This is a genomic window from Nonomuraea sp. NPDC049419, from assembly GCF_040676995.1.
Classification (GTDB): Bacteria; Actinomycetota; Actinomycetes; order Streptosporangiales; family Streptosporangiaceae; genus Nonomuraea; species Nonomuraea salmonea.
Genome location: NZ_JBFAQB010000034.1, coordinates 51,487 through 70,352 on the forward strand (window position 1 = coordinate 51,487; position 18,866 = coordinate 70,352).

Consider the following 18,866-nt stretch of genomic DNA (forward strand, 5'->3'; position numbering starts at 1 on the left):
AAGGGTCTGCCAGCCATGACCAGCACAACCTTGGCGGCCACCACCGGAAAATGGCGCGACACCGGCGCGCTGCCGGCCGCCGCCGCATGGTACGGCCAGCACGACGGCGCGATCGTGCTCGGCACCGGCAAGGTCCTCGTCGCGGGCGGCGCGGACGGCGCGTCCGCCGCGCTCGGCCAGGCCGCGCTCTACGACCCCGAGGACGGCACCTGGTCGGCCACCGGCTCCCTGCGCACACCCCGGCGGCTGCACACCACGACCCTGCTGCCCGACGGCAAGGTCCTGGTCGCCGGCGGCATCAGCGGATCGGCGCAGTTCCCCGCGCCCGGCCTGGCCGCGGCGGAGATCTACGACCCCGAGTCCGGGGAGTGGACCAGCACGGGAGCCATGAAGGGCGCCCGGTGGGGCCACAGCGCCGTCCTGGTGGACGGCAAGGTCCTGGTCGCCGGCGGCACGACGCTCCGCTCAGGGCAGTCGGTGAGGGCGCTGCGCACGGCCGAGCTGTACGACCCGGACGAGAAAACCTGGACCGAGACCGGCGACATGACCGACGCCCGCAGCGGGCACCCCGCGGTGGTCCTCGCGAACGGCCGGGTCCTGGTCGCCGGCGGCACCGTGCCGATCGCCCGCGACGAGGACGCCGCCCTGGCCTACTGCGAGCTCTACAACCCGGACGACGAGACCTGGACGCCGACCGGCGCGCTGCTCGCGCCCCGCGCCTGGCACCAGGCCACGGCGCTGTCCGGAGGCGCGAGCGTGCTGGTCACCGGCGGGCGTGCGCCGGGCGGGCCGGGCGACGGCACGTTCGACCCGTTCAGCCGGGCGGGCGCCGAGCTGTACGTCCAGTACACCGGGACGTGGACCGCCGTGCAGGACCTGCCGGGCGGACGCGCGCTGCACCGCGCGGTCCCGCTCGGCTCGGGCAAGGTGCTGGTGGTCGGCGGCGGCGACAACGCCCAGAACGACGTCGGCTTCGCCAGCGCCGCCGTCTACGACGCCGCCACCCGCAGCTGGGCGCCGGCGGGCGGGCTGGCGACGGGCCGATGGGCGTTCGCGGCGGCCCCGCTGTCCGGCACGCTCGTGCTGGTGGCCGGCGGAGTCGTCCGGTCCGGGATCGCGGCCGCGCAGCCCGGCGCGCAGGAGCTGACGGCGAGCGCGGAGATCTTCGACCTCGAAGGCACCCCATGACCGACAACGCCTACACCTTCCTGCCCTGGCTGAGGTCCGGCATCGCCACCAGGATCACCACCGACCCCGTCGACACGTCACGCGCCACCATCCCGGTCACGCTGCGGGTGAGCGGCGAGGCGATCGGCTCGGCGGCCCCGATCAGCCGCGACGTGTCGCGGACCGTGCAGATCTACGGCCCCGGGGACGTCGTCGGCGTGGATCCCCGGGCGATCTCCCGTACCGAGCCGCGGCCGTGGATCACCAACGTCGAGCCCAACTACCTCGCGCACGTCGAGTTCTACGACGAGGACTTCCCCTGGCGCTACAGTCCGGCCGCGCCCGACGCCGCCACCAAGCGGCTGCGGCCCTGGCTGGCGCTGATCGTGCTGGCCGGCGGGGAGGACTCGGCGGCGGTGGACGGCGCCGAGTTCAAGGACGGCACCGCGACGGGCCGGCCGCTGCCGTTCATCACGGTCACCGGGCCGGCCGCGCTGCCGCCGCCCGCGCAGCTGGGGGCCTGGGCGCACGTCCACGTGGACGGCTCGCTCGACACGCCCGTGGCATCCGACGACATGGCCCGGGTCCTGCCCGCGCTGCAGCGGGTCCTCGGCGTCAACGCCGACCGGGCCTGCTCCCGGCTGATCTGCCCGCGACGCCTCGAACCGAACACCGCCTATCACGTGTTCCTGGTGCCGGCGTTCGAGACGGGACGGCTCGCGGGCCTCGGGCTGGACCCTGCGCGTGCGCCCGGCGCTCTGCACCCGGCGTGGGGCCAGGCGTACCCGGGGCAGGAGGCGGCGGGCGACCTGCCGTACTACCACCGGTGGTTCTTCTCCACCGGCAGCGCCGGCGACTTCGAGTACCTCGTACGCCTGCTCGTGCCGAAGGAGCCGCTGGACGAGAGCGTCGGCCGCCGGGACCTCGACGTGCACCGGCCGCCCGGGGCCGGGCTGCCGGGCATCACCGTGCCGGCCGAGCTGGGCGGGGTGCTGAAGCTGGGCGGCGCCCTGCGGGTGCCCGAGCGGCCGGAGGACATCTGGGACACGTGGGACGACCTGCAAGACCTGGGCTTCACCTATCCGCACCCCTTCCAGCAGGCGCTGGCCGGGCTGATCAACCTCGCCGACGACTACCTGCGGCAGGACCCGGTCTCGGCACACAACGCTTCGGCCACCGAAGCCACCGGGCCCGACCCGGTCATCACGCCACCTTTGTACGGCCGCTGGCACGCGCCGGCTTCCCGGCTGCTCACCGAGCGCGACGGCACTCCGATCGCGGACGACCGCAACTGGGTGCACCGGCTCAACCTCGACCCCCGGTTCCGGGTGGCGGCGAACCTGGGCGCGCAGGTCGTCCAGAAACGTCAGGAGGAGTTCATGGCGGCCGCGTGGGCGCAGGTCGGGGACATCCTGGCGGCCAACGCCAGGATCCGGGCCGCGCAGGTCGCCAGGGAGGTGGGCGAGACCCTGCACGGCAAGCATCTGGTACCGCCGCCCGCTGCTCTGCGCGCGCAGGCGGCGCCGTCCGGCAGGTCGCTCGTCCTCACCGCCCCCGCCCACTCCCGGGTGGTCACGCCCGCGACCGCCTCCGGCCTCGCCGCCGCGACCTCCATCGAGGAGGGGCTCGCCGTCGGGTTCCGGGTGGCGGAGAGCCGGGTCACGTCAGCGCCGGTGTCGGCGCCGATGCGCCGCATCACCCGGCCGGGCTCGCGGCTGATGCGCACCCTGCCGTTCAGCGCTGAGCTGCCGCCGGAGGCGCTCGTGCCGAGGATGGACGAGGACACCGGCGGCGTCACCGCGGCCCCGCCCAAGACGCGGCCCGCCGCCGTCGTCACCCCGGCCCAGCTCGACCTGCACCTCCATCCGCCCGGCCCCGCCGTGGCGGACACGACCCACCCTGTGGACCGGCTCCCCACGAGCAGCGACTTCGTCCTGACCATGCCCGGCGACGCGTTCGTCCCCTCCCCCGGCGGCCCGGACAGCGCCGAGGCGGCGGACTTCAAGAAGGCGCTCAGAGAGCTGTACGAGGCGTGGGACGATGCCGCCCTGGGCGGCAAGGCCGGCGAACGCGTCAAGCTCGACGTCGCCGACGCCACCGACGCCATGCTGACCGGCCTGCGCGCCGACGAGACCGTGCCCCGGCAGTTCCTCAGCTCGGTGCGGCTGCCGGAGCGGCTGGCGCCGTTCGCCGAACGGTTCCTGGAGGCGATGGCCTATCCCGTCTTCGACCTGCCCATGTACCAGGCGCTGGTCGATCAGTCGGTGGACCTGTTCGTGCCGAACCTGCACAAGGTGCCGCCGAACTCGATCAGCCTGCTGGAGACGAACCAGGAGTTCATCGAGTCGTACATGGTGGGGCTCAACCACGAGATGGCCCGCGAGCTGCTGTGGCGCGAATATCCCACCGACCAGCGCGGCACCCCGTTCCGGCAGTTCTGGGACGTCCGCGCGGTGCGGCCGCTCCAGGGCGAGACGCCCGAGCAGCGTCACGAGCGGCTGTACGACATCCCGCCGATCGCGAGCTGGACCAGGCAGTCGAAGCTCGGCGACCACGACCACCGGGACAAGGGCGGGGCGGAAGAGGAGCTGGTGCTGGTCATCCGCGGCGAGCTGCTGAAGAAGTACCCGAACGCGGCGATCTACGCCCACCGGGCGCGATGGGAGCCCAGCGACGCCCAGCCCGATCCGACGAAGGAGCGGGTGCCCGTCGAGCTGGTCGACCCGGCGAACCCGTCGCTCGACGAGATCCGGCTGCCGCTGTACGAGGCCAAGATCGACCCCGACATCTCCCTGCTCGGCTTCGACCTCACGGCCAAGGCGGCGAAGGGCGAGCCGGCTCCGGGCAGCGCGGGATGGTTCTTCGTCATCAAGGAGCGTCCCGGGGAGCCCCGGTTCGGCGTGGACGTGGCCCCCGCCGAGCAGCCATCGCGGGTGGAGGTGTGGAACGACCTGTCGTGGCCCGACCTCGACCCGGACGGGACCGGGTTCATCGAGCTCGACGAGGCCACCGCGCCCGTCGTGCTGCGGGAGTTCGACGACCCGGTGGCGGATGAGGAGAAACGCCTCCAGCACGTGGAGGATCTGTCCCTGCCGCTCTGGCACGGGGCGCTGAGCTCGGCGGATGTCGCGTACATCCTGTTCCAGGCGCCGGTGCTGATGGCCGTACACGCTCAGGAGATGCTGCCGTGACCCTGTCCGACCCGCTGTCCGACCCGCTGTCCGACCCGCGCACGGCGCTGACGCTCAGTGACGACTTTCCGCTCCTTCTCGGGCCGGTCAGGATCGAGACGCGCTTCACCGCGTCCGAGCTGCTCATCCGGGTGTTCCCCGATGAGTGGTCGATCGACGCGTTCGAGCCCCGTCCCACGACGGCGGAGGTCGCCGCGGTCGATGCGTACTGGATCGCCGTGTGGCGGGCCGGGGGCGATCCGGCGGCAGAGTCCGCCGCCTGGCATGAGCTGACCGGGCGGGTTCCGGCGGGCCGCGCCGGCTGGCTGGTGCAGTCACGCAGGCCGGCCAATCCGGCCGAGCAGCCCGCCGGGGTGCAGCCCGGCACGACCGTGCTCGTCGTCGTGACCCCCGAGCCGGTCGCGGCCGGTGACCGGCAGCCGACGATCACGTACTGGAGCGCGGTCTGGCGGGCGCGCGGCGATCGGGTGCAGCTCCTCGCCGCCGAGACGGCTCTGCTGGCGTCCGTGGGCGCCACGCGCGCCGAGGCGATCCGGCGCCGCCGCCCGATCGGCATCGACGACCCGCCGGGGGACGCCGTCCTGGTCGCCTTCCTCGTGCTGCCCGCCCCTCCCCCTGCGGACGTCGCCGCCCGATCGTGGACGCAGGCGGCGAAGGCGCGCCTGCTCCCCGACCGGTTCACCTTCATCGGCCAGGCGGGCGGCGAGACGGTCTTCTCCGAGCTCGGCGGGCCGATCCCCGCCGCGCTGACCGTGAGCCCCGACCCGTCGTCCGCCGACAAGCCGAAGGTCAACGAGGTGACCGGCCAGCTTCACGTCCCCGCCGACCTGCTCTGGCTGACCGACTTCGACGCCGCGATCGCGGTGGGCATGGGGATCAGGATCCCGCTGCGTGACGACTTCCGCGGCGGGCTCGACCGGCTGATCGTCTTCGGCGTACGGGAGAGCGCCACGCCCCAGCAGACCGCCGCCCACCTCGGCGACCTGATCAGCCGCCACCTGCGCGGCTCCACCGGGTTCGGCCTGCTGCCCCAGGGCACCCCCACGAACAACAGCGAACAGGCCGACGCCGGTCAGGACGTCGCGGAGGAGGCCGACGCCGTGCGGCGCGCGGCCTTCATGGCGACCGCGCAGGTGGCGCCCGCCGGCTGGACGGACAAGACCGACGGCCAGTGGCTGGCCGAGCTCCTGGGCATCGACCCGGCCGTGCTCGCGGGCGCGGCCAACGCCGACGGCACCGACCAGCGGGAGGCCCGCGCCGCGAACATCGCCCTGTGGCCCGCGACCTGGGGCTCGTACCTCCAGACCATGCTGCATCCCATCATCTCGGCGCAGGTGGTGGACGAGACCCGCGACTTCTTCGTCCGGTACGTCTCCGGGCGCGGCCCGGTGCCCGCGGTGAAGATCGGGCGGCAGCCGTACGGCATCCTGCCGACGACCGCGTTCTCCCGGATGACCTGGCCCGCGACGGCGACGCACCGGCGCGGGCTCAACGCCCTGCTGACCGCCGCGGCCGAGGACTGGCGGGCCGCCGCGCAGGACGTCCCGCACCTCGGCGCGTTCCCCGACCCGCACGGGCCCGTGACCGACCCGCATCAGACGCTGCTGGACATCCTGGCCCTGCACCCGACGTCCGCCGAGTACTTCCAGCGCTACGCGCAGAGCGTCGAGGACGTCTACAATCGCGAGAACTTCAGCAGCAACGGCCCCCAGGTCGTCCCCGCGCTGAGCGAGCTGAACATGCCTCAGCCGATCCGCGACCTGCTGCGCAGGCTGGGCCATACGGGCGCGTCGGCGCCCGACCCCGACCTGATCAGGCGGCTGTTCGTCGAGGAGCAGTACCCGCTGCTCGGCCCGCTCATCGACGACCGGCCGCTGTCGGAGACCCAGCCGGTGCGCGGCTACCTCGAGGACGGCCGCAACTACCTGCGGTGGCTGGCCGACCTCGCGGGCACCGACCTGGAGGACATCCGCCTGGAGCAGGGCTTCGCCGACGACCGGCGCCCCGCCGCGCTGCTCTACCTGCTGCTCCGGCACGCCGTCCTGCTCGGCTGGGAGGACGCCGCGCGCAAGCTCGCCGCCGCCGAGGGCGAGACCGTCCCGGCCGCCGATCCGCCGTTCATCCACATCAAGAAGTCGGCCCCGCGGAGCGAGAGCCGCTTCCGCAAGCTGTACGCGCCGGACGCGGACATCACCGGGGATCCTGAGAAGCTGGTCGTCGACTTCGTCCCCGACGCGCTCGCCGCCGCGAACCCGGCGACCAGGGAACTGGCCGAGCAGGTGGCGGCGCTCGACGTGCTGGCGGACGTGCCCACCGCGCGGCTCGAACGAGTCGTGGCCGAGCATCTCGACTGCGCCACGTACCGGTTGGACGCCTGGCGGCTCGGGCTCGTCAACGAGCGGCTCTTCGAGCTGCGCTACGGCCCCGACGGCGGCTCCCCCGCGCAACGCGGCGTGCATCTGGGCGCGTACGGATGGCTGGAGGCCGTCCGGCCGCGCGACAAGGCGCTCACCCCCGTGCAGCTGACCGGCAGCCTCGCCACGCTGTTCCAGCCGCCGGGATCGGCGCCGCTGATGCACGACGCCGCCAACGGCGGCTACATCCATGCCCCGTCGCCCGCCCAGGCCACCACCGCCGCCGTGCTGCGCGCCGGCTACATCGCCAACGGCTCGCCGGAGAACCCGACGTGCTTCTCCGTCAACCTCAGCTCCGATCGTGTCCGCGTGGCGCTCGACCTCCTGGACGGGCTGCGGCAGGGCCAGTCGCTGGGGGCGCTGCTCGGCCGGCGCTTCGAACGCGCCCTGCACGACCGCCACCCCGACGCCGAGCTGGACGTCTTCCTGGAGGCGCTGCGCGGGGAGTTCCCGCTGCGCTCCGGCAAGCTGTCCGACGCAGAACCCGGCACCCCGCTGGAGCTCATCGAGGCCCGCTCCGTCATCGACGGCCTCGCGCTGGTCCAGCGCGCCACCCGTCCGCCCGCCTTCCCCGAGTACCCCTTCGGCGCGAGCGGCCTGCCGGACGCGAGCGAGGCCCAGGCGAAGGCGATGAACGAGGAGGTGCAGCGGCTGCTCGGCATCCACGACGCGCTGGCGGACCTGGCCGTGGCCGAAGCCGCCCACCAGACGCTGGCGGGCAATCCGGAACGGGCGGGCGCGACGCTCGACGCGTACGCCAAGGAGGGCTTCTCGCCCGATCCCGCCGTGGTGCGGACCCCGCGCAGCGGCGTCACGCTGACCCACCGGCTGGGCCTGAAGCTGACCTCAGGGCTCGGACCGGAGCACGGGTCAGGGCTCTTCCGCGGCAACGGCCCCCGCGCCCAGGCCGAGCCGGCGATCAACGCCTGGCTGCCCAAGCTGCTGCCGCCCCAGGGGCAGGTGGCCGCCGTGGTCCGCTGGAAGGACCCCGTCGACCAGCGGCCCCGCAGCCGCACGGTCACCCAGTTCGACCTCGAACTCCAGCCGATCGACCTGCTGTGGGGCGTGCAGCCCAAGGACGACGCGGCGATGACCGACCTGGACGACCGCATCATCGCCGTCGTCGTGGCCAAGGACCAGCCCAGGCCCGACGCCGAGCTGACCATCCACCACACCGAGCGGGTGGCCGGCAAGCTGACCTTCTTCGAGATCTCGCCGCTCGTCACCGCGCTGCGCTCGCTGATCACCACCTCACGGCCGCTGCGGCCGACGGACCTGCTGCCGGCCGCGGGCGCGCAGCCCGTCGACCGCTCCATCGACACCGCCGTCGACCTCCCGAGGAACCGGCCCGCCGCCGTGCGCACGTCGCTCGACCGGCTGCGCCAGGACACCGCCGGCTACCTCGCCACCCTGTCCCCGCTGTTCCCGCCCGCGCCCGCCGAGCCGAACCGCACGGCCGTCGTCACCGGCATCGACACCTTCCTGACCGGGTACGCGAACCTGATCTCCACCGCCGGCGGCTTCGGCATGGTGCGCAGCGGCTGGGGCGAGATGACGCTGTGGCGGCGCACGATGTTCCGTCAGGTGCTGGACGAGGTGGCGGCGACCGCCGTCCGCATGGGCGAGTCGCTCGCCGCGGCCGACGAGCTGATCGCCGCCTACGACCGGCTGCCGTCCTCGGCGACGGCCGACGAGCGCTTCCGCCTCCTGCAGCGGGCAGAATGGCTGCTCACCACCAGACCGGCCACGCCGCGCCCCGCCACGCCCGCCCAGCTGCGCACGATCGTCGGCTCCAGGCGCTCGGCCTTCAACACCCGGCTGACCGCGTTGCGGAACATCGCCGAGACCACGAAGAAGACGCTCAGCGGCCTGCTCACCGACGTCGCCGCGCTCCTGCCGCTGACCGACTTCAACCGGACCGGCCTCGACCTGACCCCCTTCCAGGATCGGGCCGTCGCCTTCGGCGCCGACCTGCTGGCCCGCGCCCAGGCGCTGCACGGCGAGGTCTCCGAGCGGCTCGCCGCCGCCGGCAAGGCCCTGGACGCCTACGACCAGGCGGTGACCGGCTCCGACCGCGTGCTCGCCGCGACCGACGCGCTGCGGGCCATGCTCGGCGACGACGTCCTCGTGGTGCCCGAGTTCACCGCTCCCGCCCAGCTCCACACCGACTGGAAGAAGGCCCGCAACGACAGCAGCAAGCTGCTGAGCCATCTCGTGCAGGACTCCAGGCGGGACGTCCCCGTGGACGACTGGCTGCACGGGATCGCCCGCGTACGGGAGAAGCCCCGGCTGTGGGAGCAGGCCGTGATCATCGCCGACGCGTTGCGCGGCAGCGGCGGCCTGCTCGGCGACCTGCTCGGCTGGGACGAACCCGAGCTGGCGCCCATCCAGCTCCCCTATCGCCAGAACGACACCTGGCTCGGCATGACGTTCGCGCCGGGCGTCGCGGTCGACGAGGACCGCCTGCTGTTCACCGCGCACTACGCGCCGGAACCGCTGCTGGGCGGCAACCTGCACAGCGGGCTCCTGCTCGACGAATGGACCGAGGTCATCCCGGCGGACAAGGAGACCACCGCGATCGCCCTCCACTACGACAATCCCGACTCCGAGCCGCCGCAGGCGATGCTGCTCGTCACCCCGCCGGCCAGGACGGGCACCTGGAACGGCGACGACGTGATCGCCGCCATCACGGAGACCCTCGACCTGGCCAGGACGCGCGCCGTGGAACCAGGGCACCTCGACAACACCGCGTACGCCCACCTGCTCCCCGCGACCGTGCTGTCGGCGACCCGGCAGCCGATCACCATCAGCACCGATCTCGCGATCTCGAACCTGCGAGGAAAGTCCCATGGCTGAGCCGCCGCGCATCGAGGACCTGCGCAAAGCGCTGACCGACCGCGCCTTCCCCACCGTCGGCCTGTGGAACAGGATCGAGGGCAGGCCGCGCACCGCCGCGTTCGACCGCGCCCTGCGCGCCGAGGTCCGCGACCCGCTGTGGCTGCTCACCCGGCAGTGGCAGCTCGGCGAGTTCCGCGGCTCTGACGCGGGTACGGCCGTCACCGCCACCTACTCCGTCGCCACCGCGACCCCCTCCCGCTTCCTGGCCGGGCCGGGCTCGCCCCAGGACCTTCCAGGGGACCGGCCGCTGGAGGCGCTGGCCGAACGGCGTGCCGTGCCGTTCGCGGCCGGAGCCGATCCCGTCTCCTACGACCTGCGCCTGATCATCGGCCGGCGCTGGCTCAAGCTCCTCGGCCGGCACCTGACTGTGCAGCACCTGCGCGACGACTACGTCAGCAAGTACCGGATCGCCGCGCCCGACCCCGACGCGGACGCCGACACCCCGCGCGCCGCCCACGCGGAGGTCTGGTCGTACCTGCAGGCCGTCGCGGACCGCCGCATGGACGGGTACGCGTTCTACCAGCATCTCAAGAGCGGCGGCAACGCCTGGGACGGCATCTCCGGCACTCTTTTGGTTCGGCCGCAGCTGGCCGATCTCGGAGCGTACCTCGTCCGGTGGTTCGACGGGCTGTTCGACCAGCCTGGCCCCGACTCCGCGTGGGACGCCTCCCGCCTGGAGCACCGCTTCTCCATCGCCGCCGCATCCACAGGTGGCGAGAAGGTGCTGACGGCGCAGGAGTATCCCGGCGGGCACCTCGACTGGCACGCGTTCTCCGTCGACCCGACCGGCCCCCTGGGCGGCACGACCCCCGCCCACCAGCCCATCAACCGGACCGTCTTCCCCGCGCCCGTCCGCTACTCCGGCATGCCGCTGCCGCGCTGGTGGGCCGTCGAGGACGGGCGGACCAACTTCGCCGGCGTCCAGCCCGACCGTACGGACCTGGCCCGGCTGATCTTCCTCGAGTTCGCGCTCGTCTACAGCAACGACTGGCTCCAGCTGCCCTGCGACCTGCCGGCCGGCACGCTGGCCGCCATCCGCGGGCTCGCGGTCACCGACGTCTTCGGGCAGCGGCTGTGGATCACGCCGGCCGGCGCCGGGCAGGACGAGGACTGGCAGCGGTGGTCGATGTTCACCCTCGACACGATCGGCACGGAGGACGTCGCGGCCGACACCTCCATGTTCCTGCCGCCGACCGTTCCGAAGGTCGCCGAGGGGCCGGTCCTGGAGGAGGTGTCGCTCATCCGGGACGAGAACGCCAACATGGTGTGGGGCCTGGAGAAGGTCGTCCGGCTGCCTACCGGGGAAGGGCGGCGGGGCAGCGAGGTCGTCGCGGAGATCCTCGCGCACCGGCAGCGGTTCCGTCCTGTCCCTCCTGCGGACCCGCCGCGCGCTCCCATCGCTTACCAGGCGATGAGCAGTGTCCCGGAGAACTGGATCCCCTTCATCCCGGTCCACGTCCCTGGCAGCAACCGGGCCATCCGGCTGCAGCGGGCCGCCATGCCGGATGCCGTGGACGGGCGGCTGGTGCGGCCTCGGACGAGCCTGCTGCGCGAAGGGCTCGACGCCGGACAGCCGTACTTCGTGCACGAGGAGGAGGTGACGCCGTCCGGCACCCTGCTGACCCTGGCCTACAACCGCACCCGCTGGCGGAACGGCCGGGTGTCGGTCTGGCTCAGCGCCCGCCGGGGGCTCGGCCGTGGCGAGGGGTCGAGCGGCCTGTCCTTCGATCGGCTCGTCGACACGTCCTGACGTCGTGCCGCTGGTGGGTGCCGTGCGACCTGGGGCAGGGGCCTTGGCAAGGTCGCACGTGAAGGAGGGCCCGATGCCCGGCACACCCGACGAAGCACTGGCCCGGCTCGTCCGCGACGGCGTGCTCTCCGCCGAACAGGCGATGGCCGTGCGCGAGGCGCTCCGGGAGAGCGCCGCGCCGGCGCGGGCTCGGTGGGCGGAGGTGGCGCGGTACGTCGGCGGCGGCCTCGTGCTGGCCGGGGCCCTCTCCCTGGTCGCCACATCGTGGGCTGACCTGTCGAAGGTCGCGCACGTGACGATCCTGCTGGCGGCCACGGTCGCACTGCTGACCGCCGGAATCATCCTGCTCGGCGCCCGGCCGCGGGAGCGCGCCGCCTCGCCGCCGGAGCTCGGCGCCCGGTCGTGGGAGCGCGCGGCCACGGCGCGAAGTCGTACCGGCTCGGTGTCGATGGCGCTGGCGTCGGTCACGGCCGCGCTGGGCGCCGCCGAACTCATCGACGTCTCCGCGATCGCGGGCGCCGTAGGGCTGCTGGTGGGCGTGTTGGGATACGCCTTGGCGGGCACCGCGCCCCTTGCCCTGGCGTGCGCGTTCTTCGCCGCGCTGACCGTGGGATCGCTCGCCGACGACCTCACCAGGGGTTCCGCGCTGGCCGCCGGCCTGTCGCTGGTCGTCCTGGGGGTGGTGTGGACGGCGCTGGTGCTGGCCGGCGTGATCGGGCAACGGGCGCTCGGGCTGGGGCTCGGCGCGGTCATCGCCCTGGCCGGCGCGCAGCAGGATGCCGGGACGGTGTGGGCGTACACGATGACAGCGGCCGTGGCGGTGGCCTGCCTGCTGCTGTACCGGCGGGAACGGGCCTGGGTGCTGCTCGTGGCCGGCGTCCTCGGGTTCACCGTCGCCGTACCGGAGGCGATCTGGCACTGGACCGGCGGCGCGGTGGGCGGCGCGGTCATCGTGATGATCGCCGGCGCCGTCCTGGTGACCGCCTCCGTGCTCGGCATCCGCTGGCACCGCACCTAGCATGCGGCTCAGCTGCAGGAACATCTCAGGCTGCGGCGAATCGAGGGACGTCTCACCCGCGACGATCCCGCATTCGTCACCCGGGTCAGTCTGATGGACGTCACGGCTGGACAGGGACGTTCGCCCCTGCCGCATGGCCGGGCCGAGGAGTGGAATGGGGGTAGATACACCCATCGCGATGGAGGAGGCGACGATGGAAGCGAAGAAGTGGACCGTACAGATCCATCTCACCGAGGAGGGCGACCACACGTACGCCCGAGCGGTGCTGACCAACCGGGACGGCGAGGACCGCCTGACAGGCGAAGGACACGCCCGGCGGAACCCGGCCGACCCGTCGGTGCCGGAGATCGGCGACGAGCTGGCGGCCTCGCGCGCGCTGGCCGACCTCGCCGACAAACTCGCCGTCGTCACGCAACGCGACATCAGCGAGCTCGCCGGCTCGCCGGTGCCGGGCCGTTCGTGGTGACGGCGACGGACCGCAAGCAGTGGACCGTGCAGGTCTTCGTCACCGAGGACGGAGACGCCACGTCCGTGCGCGCGGTATTGATCACCAGAGGAGGCGGACGGGTCGACGGCCTGGGACACGCGCACCACGACCCGTCCGCCCCCGAGGTCGGTGACAAGGCCGCCATGGCCCGCGCCCTCGCCGACCTGGCCACCAAGCTGTCCGCCATCAGCCGTTCGATCGAGACGGAGCCGACGACGGCCCACCTCCTCACAGCGGCCTCCTGAGCGCCCTGGCGGGTGGCCGGCCGTCGGCGTGGGAGCCGGCCTGGCAGGGCCTCCCACTGGTCATTCACGAGGCCACGTCCCGTCCGGGATGCGGCGAAGCAGCCCCGGCGTGGTGAACCAGGTGTCGTCGATGAACCTGCCGGTCGTGTACGCGAGTGCGGCGCGGTAGAAGTTCATCTCCTGGGCGATGCTGGAGGAACCGACGAGACCTGCTCCCTCCTGCCCGGGGCGGTCCCAGTGCTCTGCCGGGATGTCCTCCCACTCGCCCCCGCTGATGTAGACCGGTTCGCTTATCTCGCCCGCGTAGTAGGACAGGTGGTAGGCCCGGCCACCGGGCCGTCGCAGCGACTCAAGGGCCCGCCACGGGAACAACCCGGGGTTCGAGGCGATGGGTCCACGGGCCGTGGACGAGGTGCATCAGACCGCCGCCAAGAACTGCCACCCTTGTCCTCGGTCACTCGATGTCGTCGTCGGGATGCTCACCGCCCAGGCCGGCGTCGAGGAGGTGGGCCCCTGCGTCGTGCAGGGTGATGCCATGGCCCAGCGCGCGGTCGTCAGGTGCTCCTTCCTGCGTCGCGCTGATCGCCCTGAAGCGGGTGTCGCGGGTCGGTCCGTCACCGACGAGGTGGCCGAGCAGATGGCTGTCGCGGTCGTACACAGCCCACCGGCCGGCGCCCACTTGCGGCATGGCGTCCGGGTTGTCCTTGAGCCACTGCGCGTTCGCCGCGTGATCGGGTCGCTCGTCGGCCTCTTCCCGAGGGGAGGCAGTCATAGCGGCAGGACCCTCGGTTTTGCGAGCACTGCTCATGTCGCGTCTCGCTCTCTGACGATGGCTGTCGTCTCCGAGAAATCGAAGCATTATCAGCCCTGCACCCGAGGATATGGCACAGATAGCACCACACGCGCGATAGCAGGCGATAACGAGCCGGTGCGTCGCCGGGCACAACATTCCTCATCTTGGATGTGGCGCGAGGGTGGCCGACACCTTCGCTTCACAGCGGTCACCAGCCGTTCGGTCATCGCGAATCAGGCGGGCCCATCGCTGGGACCGACGGCACTCGGCTCGCCTTCGCCAGGCTCCTGGGCCGGAGCCGGGGCCACAAATGACAGCCATTCGAGCCGTTCTGCCAGGCGCCGGGCGCTGTCGATGACCGCGGCGATGTGGGCGGAGGGGTTGTCCTGGTGCCACAGCAGTGACCACGGGTAGTGCGTGGCCGGGTCAGTCAGGGGCCGCCAGGTGGTGCCCGGCCGGTTGGAGGAGCGGAAGGAGGAGGGGACGCAGTGCACGCAGCGGTGTTGGAGTACGAGGTCGGCGGCGGCCCGGGAACTCTCGACGGTGCCCTCGTACAGGGTGGGCATGAACCCGGCAGAGCGGCACAGCGTGAGAACGAACTGATTGAGCTCCGGCGTCTGCGACTCCTCACCGAGCAGCAACCGCTCGTCGGCGAGGGCTGCGACGGGCACGGCGTCGAGTTCGGCGAAACGGTGGTCGTCGGGCACCAGCACACCGAACGGGTCGAGCCGGACGAGTTCGGCGGTCACCTCGGCCGGGGCCTGGGAGGCGTGTCCGATGGCGATGTCCAGCCGGCCGTCGGCCAGTTGCCGGTATTGCTCGGGAGTGCCTGCCTCAACCTGGTGGATCGTGATGCCGTGATGGCTGTCCTGGAGTTGGCGGAGGATCTGCGGCATGGTGTCGTAACCGGCGTCGATGATGCCGACACGCAGCGTCGGCGTCGAGGCGGCCGCGTTGCGTGCGGCCTGCGCGGCTCTGCCGACGTGGTCGAGAATCTGCCGCGTTTCGACCAGGAATACGGCTCCCGCCGGAGTCAGGGCGACGTGGTGGGTGCTGCGGTCCAGCAACCGCACACCCAGCTCGCGTTCGAGCCGCTGGATCTGCTGGCTCAGCGCGGACTGCACGATGTGCTCGCGTGCGGCCGCCCGGCCGAAGTGCAGCTCTTCGGCCAGGCTCACGAAATAGCGCAGCTGCCGTAACTCCATGCCCGCCCCTTCCTGCCCGGGCGGCACCCATGCGGGCCTTCGTCTGCCACTCTAGGTCCCTCATGAGGGGCTGTACGTCCGGGGGCGGGCCGGTCAGCGCTTGAAGGCGTCCCTGGCCTTCACACCGGCCTGCTTCAGGCCGGCGGCGATCCGATCACTCCTGCCCGCGCCCTCCTGGCGCCGGTCGCCGCTGACCCTGCCGAAGCGCTGCCTGGCCCAGCCCTTGAGCATCCGGACCTTGTTGCCGATCTCCCAACGCAGGCTCATCGCGATCTCCCTTCACTGCTCCGCCACCGTCAGGCGGCTTCAACTCCAGTGTCAGCCCGGCCCTGATCGGGGGAAACGAGCAATGACGGCGCTGGTTATCACGAGAACCGATGAGCACCCTCGGTGCCCTGGAGGGCACCACGTGCGGCAGGCTCGTCCGTCGGTTGCCGCCGCGGACCGGCACAACGACGTGGGGTGCGCTCCTGGCCGGGCCGGTGCACGTTGCCTGCCCAGGCCGGGGGTCGGATGGCAAGCGAAGAGCCTGCCCAGCTGGGCATGGTGCGGTCCCCTCACGGTGACAGAGACGCAAGGTGCGCCGACTGGTCACTTACCAGTCAAGGGGCTCAGCGGGCTCGGCCGAAACACGCAGTCCCAGCTAGTCTCATCAGCTGCGGCGATAGCGAGTCTGCGGGTGGAGCACGGCACTCCACGTGACACCCCCGCCGAGGACGGCAGGTGATGGATGAGCGACCCCTGGCCTCCGCGGCAGCCAGGTCCTGACGGCGGCGTGGATCAGGCCCTGGCCGGCGTCTTGGAAGCGGTCAGCGCGGCCTCGCTCGCTCTCGCCCTGCGGAAGGCGATGAGCATGGCCTGCCAGGGCGACCGGCAGGGGCTCGCCGCGTGTCTGGAGGCGTTGACGCCGGATCAGCTCCTCGAGGTAGCCGCCGCCGCACGATTGCTCAGCGCCGCGGCCGGCCAGGCGCTGTCCGAGAAGCCCGCTGATCACGCCCCTGGCGGCCTCTGACCTTCCGCCGTCGGGGGCCGGTCAATGAGGAGGGCTCGCGGCGGCGCGCGGCCAGGCGGGCAGGGGTCGGCCAGCGTACGTCGCCCACCCAGCCCAGCCTCTCCAGCCACCTGATCAGCCGGGCGGAGATGTCGATCTGGCCGGGCAGCACGCCGTGGCGGGCGCAGGTGGGGTCGGCGTGGTGGCCGTTGTGCCAGCTCTCGCCGAACGACAGGATCGCCAGCGGCCAGAAGTTCGCCGCCCGGTCTCCGGCGCGGGTCTTCAGCGGCCGCTCGCCGAAGACGTGGCAGACGGAGTTGATCGACCAGGTGACGTGGTGGAGCAGCGCGAGCCGTACCAGTGAGCCCCAGAAGAATGCGGCCGCCGCTCCCTGCCAGGTGCCGGTGACCAGCAGTCCGGCGGCGGGCGGCAGCAGCAGCGAGGCCGCCACGAGCGGCCCGAACAGCCGGTCCACCCGGCCGATGTCGGCGTCGTTGAGCAGATCCTTCGCGAAACGCTCCCGGTTGGTGAGATCACGCCCGAGCATCCAGCCGACATGCGCGAACACCAGCCCCTTGGCCAGGCCGCGCACGCTGTGGCCGTAGCGCCAGGGCGAGTGCGGGTCGCCGTCACGGTCGGCGAAGGCGTGATGACGGCGGTGATCGGCCACCCACTGGATGACCGAGCCCTGCACCGCCAGAGACCCTGCCACGGCCAGAGCGATCCGCAGCCATCGCCGTGCTTTGAACGCTCCATGGGTGAGATGGCGGTGGAAGCCCACCGTGACGCCGAGCCCGGTCAGGACGTACGCCGCGGCGGCTATCGCCACGTCGGTCCAGCTCAGTCCCCATCCCCAGGCCACCGGTACGGCGGCGGCCAGTGCCGCGAACGGCACCAGTACGAACACCCACAACGCGGCCATCGCTGCGACCGGTTTACGGCCGCCGATGAGCGGCGCCACGCCGGCCCGCTCCCGATCGAACGCGCCTGTCTTCGACGAAGCCATGCCTGCTTTCCTCCCCTTACACGGCACCGCCCTTCCCCCGCGCAGAAATGACCTGCCCACGCACGCGCCGGCCATACCTTGGGCGACATGCGCTCCCCGCAGGCGTGCCGTCTCCGCGTCCGAGTGCGTCAATCCTTCTGCTCGGGTTTCTCCCCAGCGGGTACAGCCTGCGCTGGTGGTTTCTGGACCGGTCCTGCCGGGAGGGGAATCGGCTCGTCCTTGAAGAGCTCGGGCACGGCCCGGTACAGAATGGCGGTGATCGGCACCGCCACGACCGCGCCCGCGATCCCTGCCAGGATGCCGCCGACGGCCAGCACGATGATGATCGCCAGCGGGTGGAAGTGCAGCACCCGGCCGACGATCAGCGGCTGGAGCACATGGTTCTCCAGCTGTTGCTCGACGATCAGGATGCCGACGAAGATCAGCGCGAAGATCGGGCCCTTCGCGCCGAGCGTGACCAGCGTCGCTACCGCACCGGCGAAGAGGATGCCGACGATCGGAATGAAGCTGGCCAGGAAGATCAGCACGGCGAGTGCCGCCCAGAGCGGGACTCCCATGATGGCCAGCACCACCCCCATGAGCACGCCGTGCACCGCGGCCACGGCCACCGTGCCCTGCACGTAGTGCGACAGCGTGGTCCAGGCGGTCCGCCCGGCGCGGTCGACCCGCGGTGCCATCCGGCCGAACCCCTTGAGGAACCAGGACCAGATCTGGTCACCGTCCTTGAGCAGGAAGAACGTCACGAACAGCAGGAGCACGATCGAGGCCAGCACCTCGATCACCACCACGGTGCCCGCGAGCACCGTGGAGGTGATCTGTTGCTGCCGCTCGGAGATCAGCTTGGCGACGTCGTCCACCCAGCCGCTGAGCTGGATGGGCTCCACGCCCAGCGGGCCGGTGTAAAGCCAGCCCTCCACCGTCTTGGCCGTCTTCCTGACCTGCGTCACCAGGCCGGGGAACTCCGCGTTCGCCCGGACGCCGATGATCCAGCCCGTCCCACTCAGCACGGCCAGGCCGACGAGCATGGTGACCCAGGTGGCGTAGATCGGCCGCAGGCCGGACGCGCGCAGGCGCCGGGTGAGCGGGAACAGCAGCGCGGTCAGCAGCAGGGCGACCGCCACGGGCAAGGTGATCAGGCGCATCGTGGCCACGAAGCCCAGCACGTAGTTGGCCACGACGCCGATGACGATCAGGCAGGCGCACCATGCGGCGATTCTGGCCAAGGTCGCAGGGACTAACCGCAGCAGGCGCCCCTGAGGTGATTCCATGTACGGAAACTTCCCCACCGGCCGGAAATAGGCGCGCTTTCGGCCGTCAAGCCAGGCAACGGAAAGATAAAAATCACAACGCGGGGAGTCATCCCCCACCGGCCTCTCACGACGGCACGGTGAGTCATCTCCTACGAAACGACCGCGATGCGCGTTCATGCCCGCATTTCGCCGACGTACCGGACCTCGCCATCATGGCAGGACTCGGAATCCTGCTCGCGCTGCCGCTCGCCTTCACCGCCGAATGGCTGCTGACCCGGCTCGCGGGCGACACCGTGGGCATGCAGGCCGCCCCCGTCCAGTGCTCAAGGTGCTCAACCAGCTCATCCTGTTCGCCACAGCAGCCGGGCCACGCGCGGGGGAACGCCGGTCAGGGCCAGCGTGATGCCCCGTGCCCGGGCACGGGCTCGCACGCCGATCAGCACGCCGATCC

Annotated in this window: 15 protein-coding genes; 9 read left to right on the forward strand and 6 right to left on the reverse strand. The window is 72.1% G+C overall.

Features of this window, described 5'->3' with window-relative positions; all coding sequences use genetic code 11:
• The first annotated feature begins 15 nt into the window (after nt 1–15).
• From AB0K12_RS46765 to AB0K12_RS46795, 7 genes are all read left to right on the forward strand, one after another.
• Nucleotides 16–1,188: a kelch repeat-containing protein gene (locus AB0K12_RS46765; protein WP_364575525.1), complete on the forward strand. Its 1,173-nt coding sequence runs from the start codon at nt 16–18 to the stop codon at nt 1,186–1,188.
• Nucleotides 1,185–4,358: a hypothetical protein gene (locus AB0K12_RS46770; protein WP_364575527.1), complete on the forward strand. Its 3,174-nt coding sequence runs from the start codon at nt 1,185–1,187 to the stop codon at nt 4,356–4,358. The genes AB0K12_RS46765 and AB0K12_RS46770 overlap by 4 nt, the downstream gene beginning before the upstream one ends.
• Nucleotides 4,355–9,628, forward strand: coding sequence for a hypothetical protein (locus AB0K12_RS46775; protein WP_364575529.1), 5,274 nt, complete (start codon nt 4,355–4,357; stop codon nt 9,626–9,628). Before AB0K12_RS46770 ends, AB0K12_RS46775 begins: the two co-directional genes overlap by 4 nt.
• Nucleotides 9,621–11,420: a hypothetical protein gene (locus AB0K12_RS46780; protein WP_364575531.1), complete on the forward strand. Its 1,800-nt coding sequence runs from the start codon at nt 9,621–9,623 to the stop codon at nt 11,418–11,420. Before AB0K12_RS46775 ends, AB0K12_RS46780 begins: the two co-directional genes overlap by 8 nt.
• Before the next feature lie 73 nt (nt 11,421–11,493).
• The gene (locus AB0K12_RS46785; protein ID WP_364575533.1) at nt 11,494–12,438 is read left to right on the forward strand and encodes a hypothetical protein; all 945 of its coding nucleotides are present in this window, start codon (nt 11,494–11,496) and stop codon (nt 12,436–12,438) included.
• A gap of 193 nt (nt 12,439–12,631) precedes the next feature.
• Nucleotides 12,632–12,904 (forward strand): DUF1876 domain-containing protein, encoded by a 273-nt coding sequence (locus AB0K12_RS46790; protein ID WP_364575535.1) that lies wholly within the window; start codon nt 12,632–12,634, stop codon nt 12,902–12,904.
• Nucleotides 12,898–13,170: a dsRBD fold-containing protein gene (locus AB0K12_RS46795; protein ID WP_364575537.1), complete on the forward strand. Its 273-nt coding sequence runs from the start codon at nt 12,898–12,900 to the stop codon at nt 13,168–13,170. Before AB0K12_RS46790 ends, AB0K12_RS46795 begins: the two co-directional genes overlap by 7 nt.
• Before the next feature lie 60 nt (nt 13,171–13,230).
• Here AB0K12_RS46795 and AB0K12_RS46800 read toward each other — a convergent pair whose 3' ends face one another.
• From AB0K12_RS46800 to AB0K12_RS46815, 4 genes are all read right to left on the reverse strand, one after another.
• Nucleotides 13,231–13,542 (reverse strand): hypothetical protein, encoded by a 312-nt coding sequence (locus AB0K12_RS46800; RefSeq protein ID WP_364575539.1) that lies wholly within the window; start codon nt 13,540–13,542, stop codon nt 13,231–13,233.
• An 82-nt stretch (nt 13,543–13,624) separates the two neighbouring features.
• A complete protein-coding gene (locus AB0K12_RS46805) occupies nt 13,625–13,942 on the reverse strand; it encodes a hypothetical protein (protein ID WP_364575541.1) in 318 nt (105 codons plus the stop codon).
• A gap of 254 nt (nt 13,943–14,196) precedes the next feature.
• Entirely contained in the window at nt 14,197–15,168 is a 972-nt protein-coding gene (locus AB0K12_RS46810) for a LysR family transcriptional regulator (protein ID WP_364575543.1), read from the reverse strand.
• Nucleotides 15,169–15,261: 93 nt separating this feature from the next.
• A complete protein-coding gene (locus AB0K12_RS46815) occupies nt 15,262–15,435 on the reverse strand; it encodes a CsbD family protein (RefSeq protein ID WP_345408738.1) in 174 nt (57 codons plus the stop codon).
• 463 nt (nt 15,436–15,898) lie between these two features.
• Here AB0K12_RS46815 and AB0K12_RS46820 point away from each other — a divergent pair, with 463 nt between their 5' ends.
• The gene (locus AB0K12_RS46820; protein ID WP_364575546.1) at nt 15,899–16,180 is read left to right on the forward strand and encodes a hypothetical protein; all 282 of its coding nucleotides are present in this window, start codon (nt 15,899–15,901) and stop codon (nt 16,178–16,180) included.
• Here AB0K12_RS46820 and AB0K12_RS46825 read toward each other — a convergent pair.
• Entirely contained in the window at nt 16,116–17,081 is a 966-nt protein-coding gene (locus AB0K12_RS46825) for an acyl-CoA desaturase (RefSeq protein ID WP_364575556.1), read from the reverse strand. The two genes, AB0K12_RS46820 and AB0K12_RS46825, sit on opposite strands and share 65 nt — an antisense overlap.
• A gap of 212 nt (nt 17,082–17,293) precedes the next feature.
• A complete protein-coding gene (locus AB0K12_RS46830) occupies nt 17,294–18,388 on the reverse strand; it encodes an AI-2E family transporter (RefSeq protein WP_364575548.1) in 1,095 nt (364 codons plus the stop codon).
• Nucleotides 18,389–18,627: 239 nt separating this feature from the next.
• Here AB0K12_RS46830 and AB0K12_RS46835 point away from each other — a divergent pair.
• A partial coding sequence (locus AB0K12_RS46835; RefSeq protein ID WP_364575550.1) for a hypothetical protein occupies nt 18,628–18,866 on the forward strand: 239 nt, incomplete at its 3' end.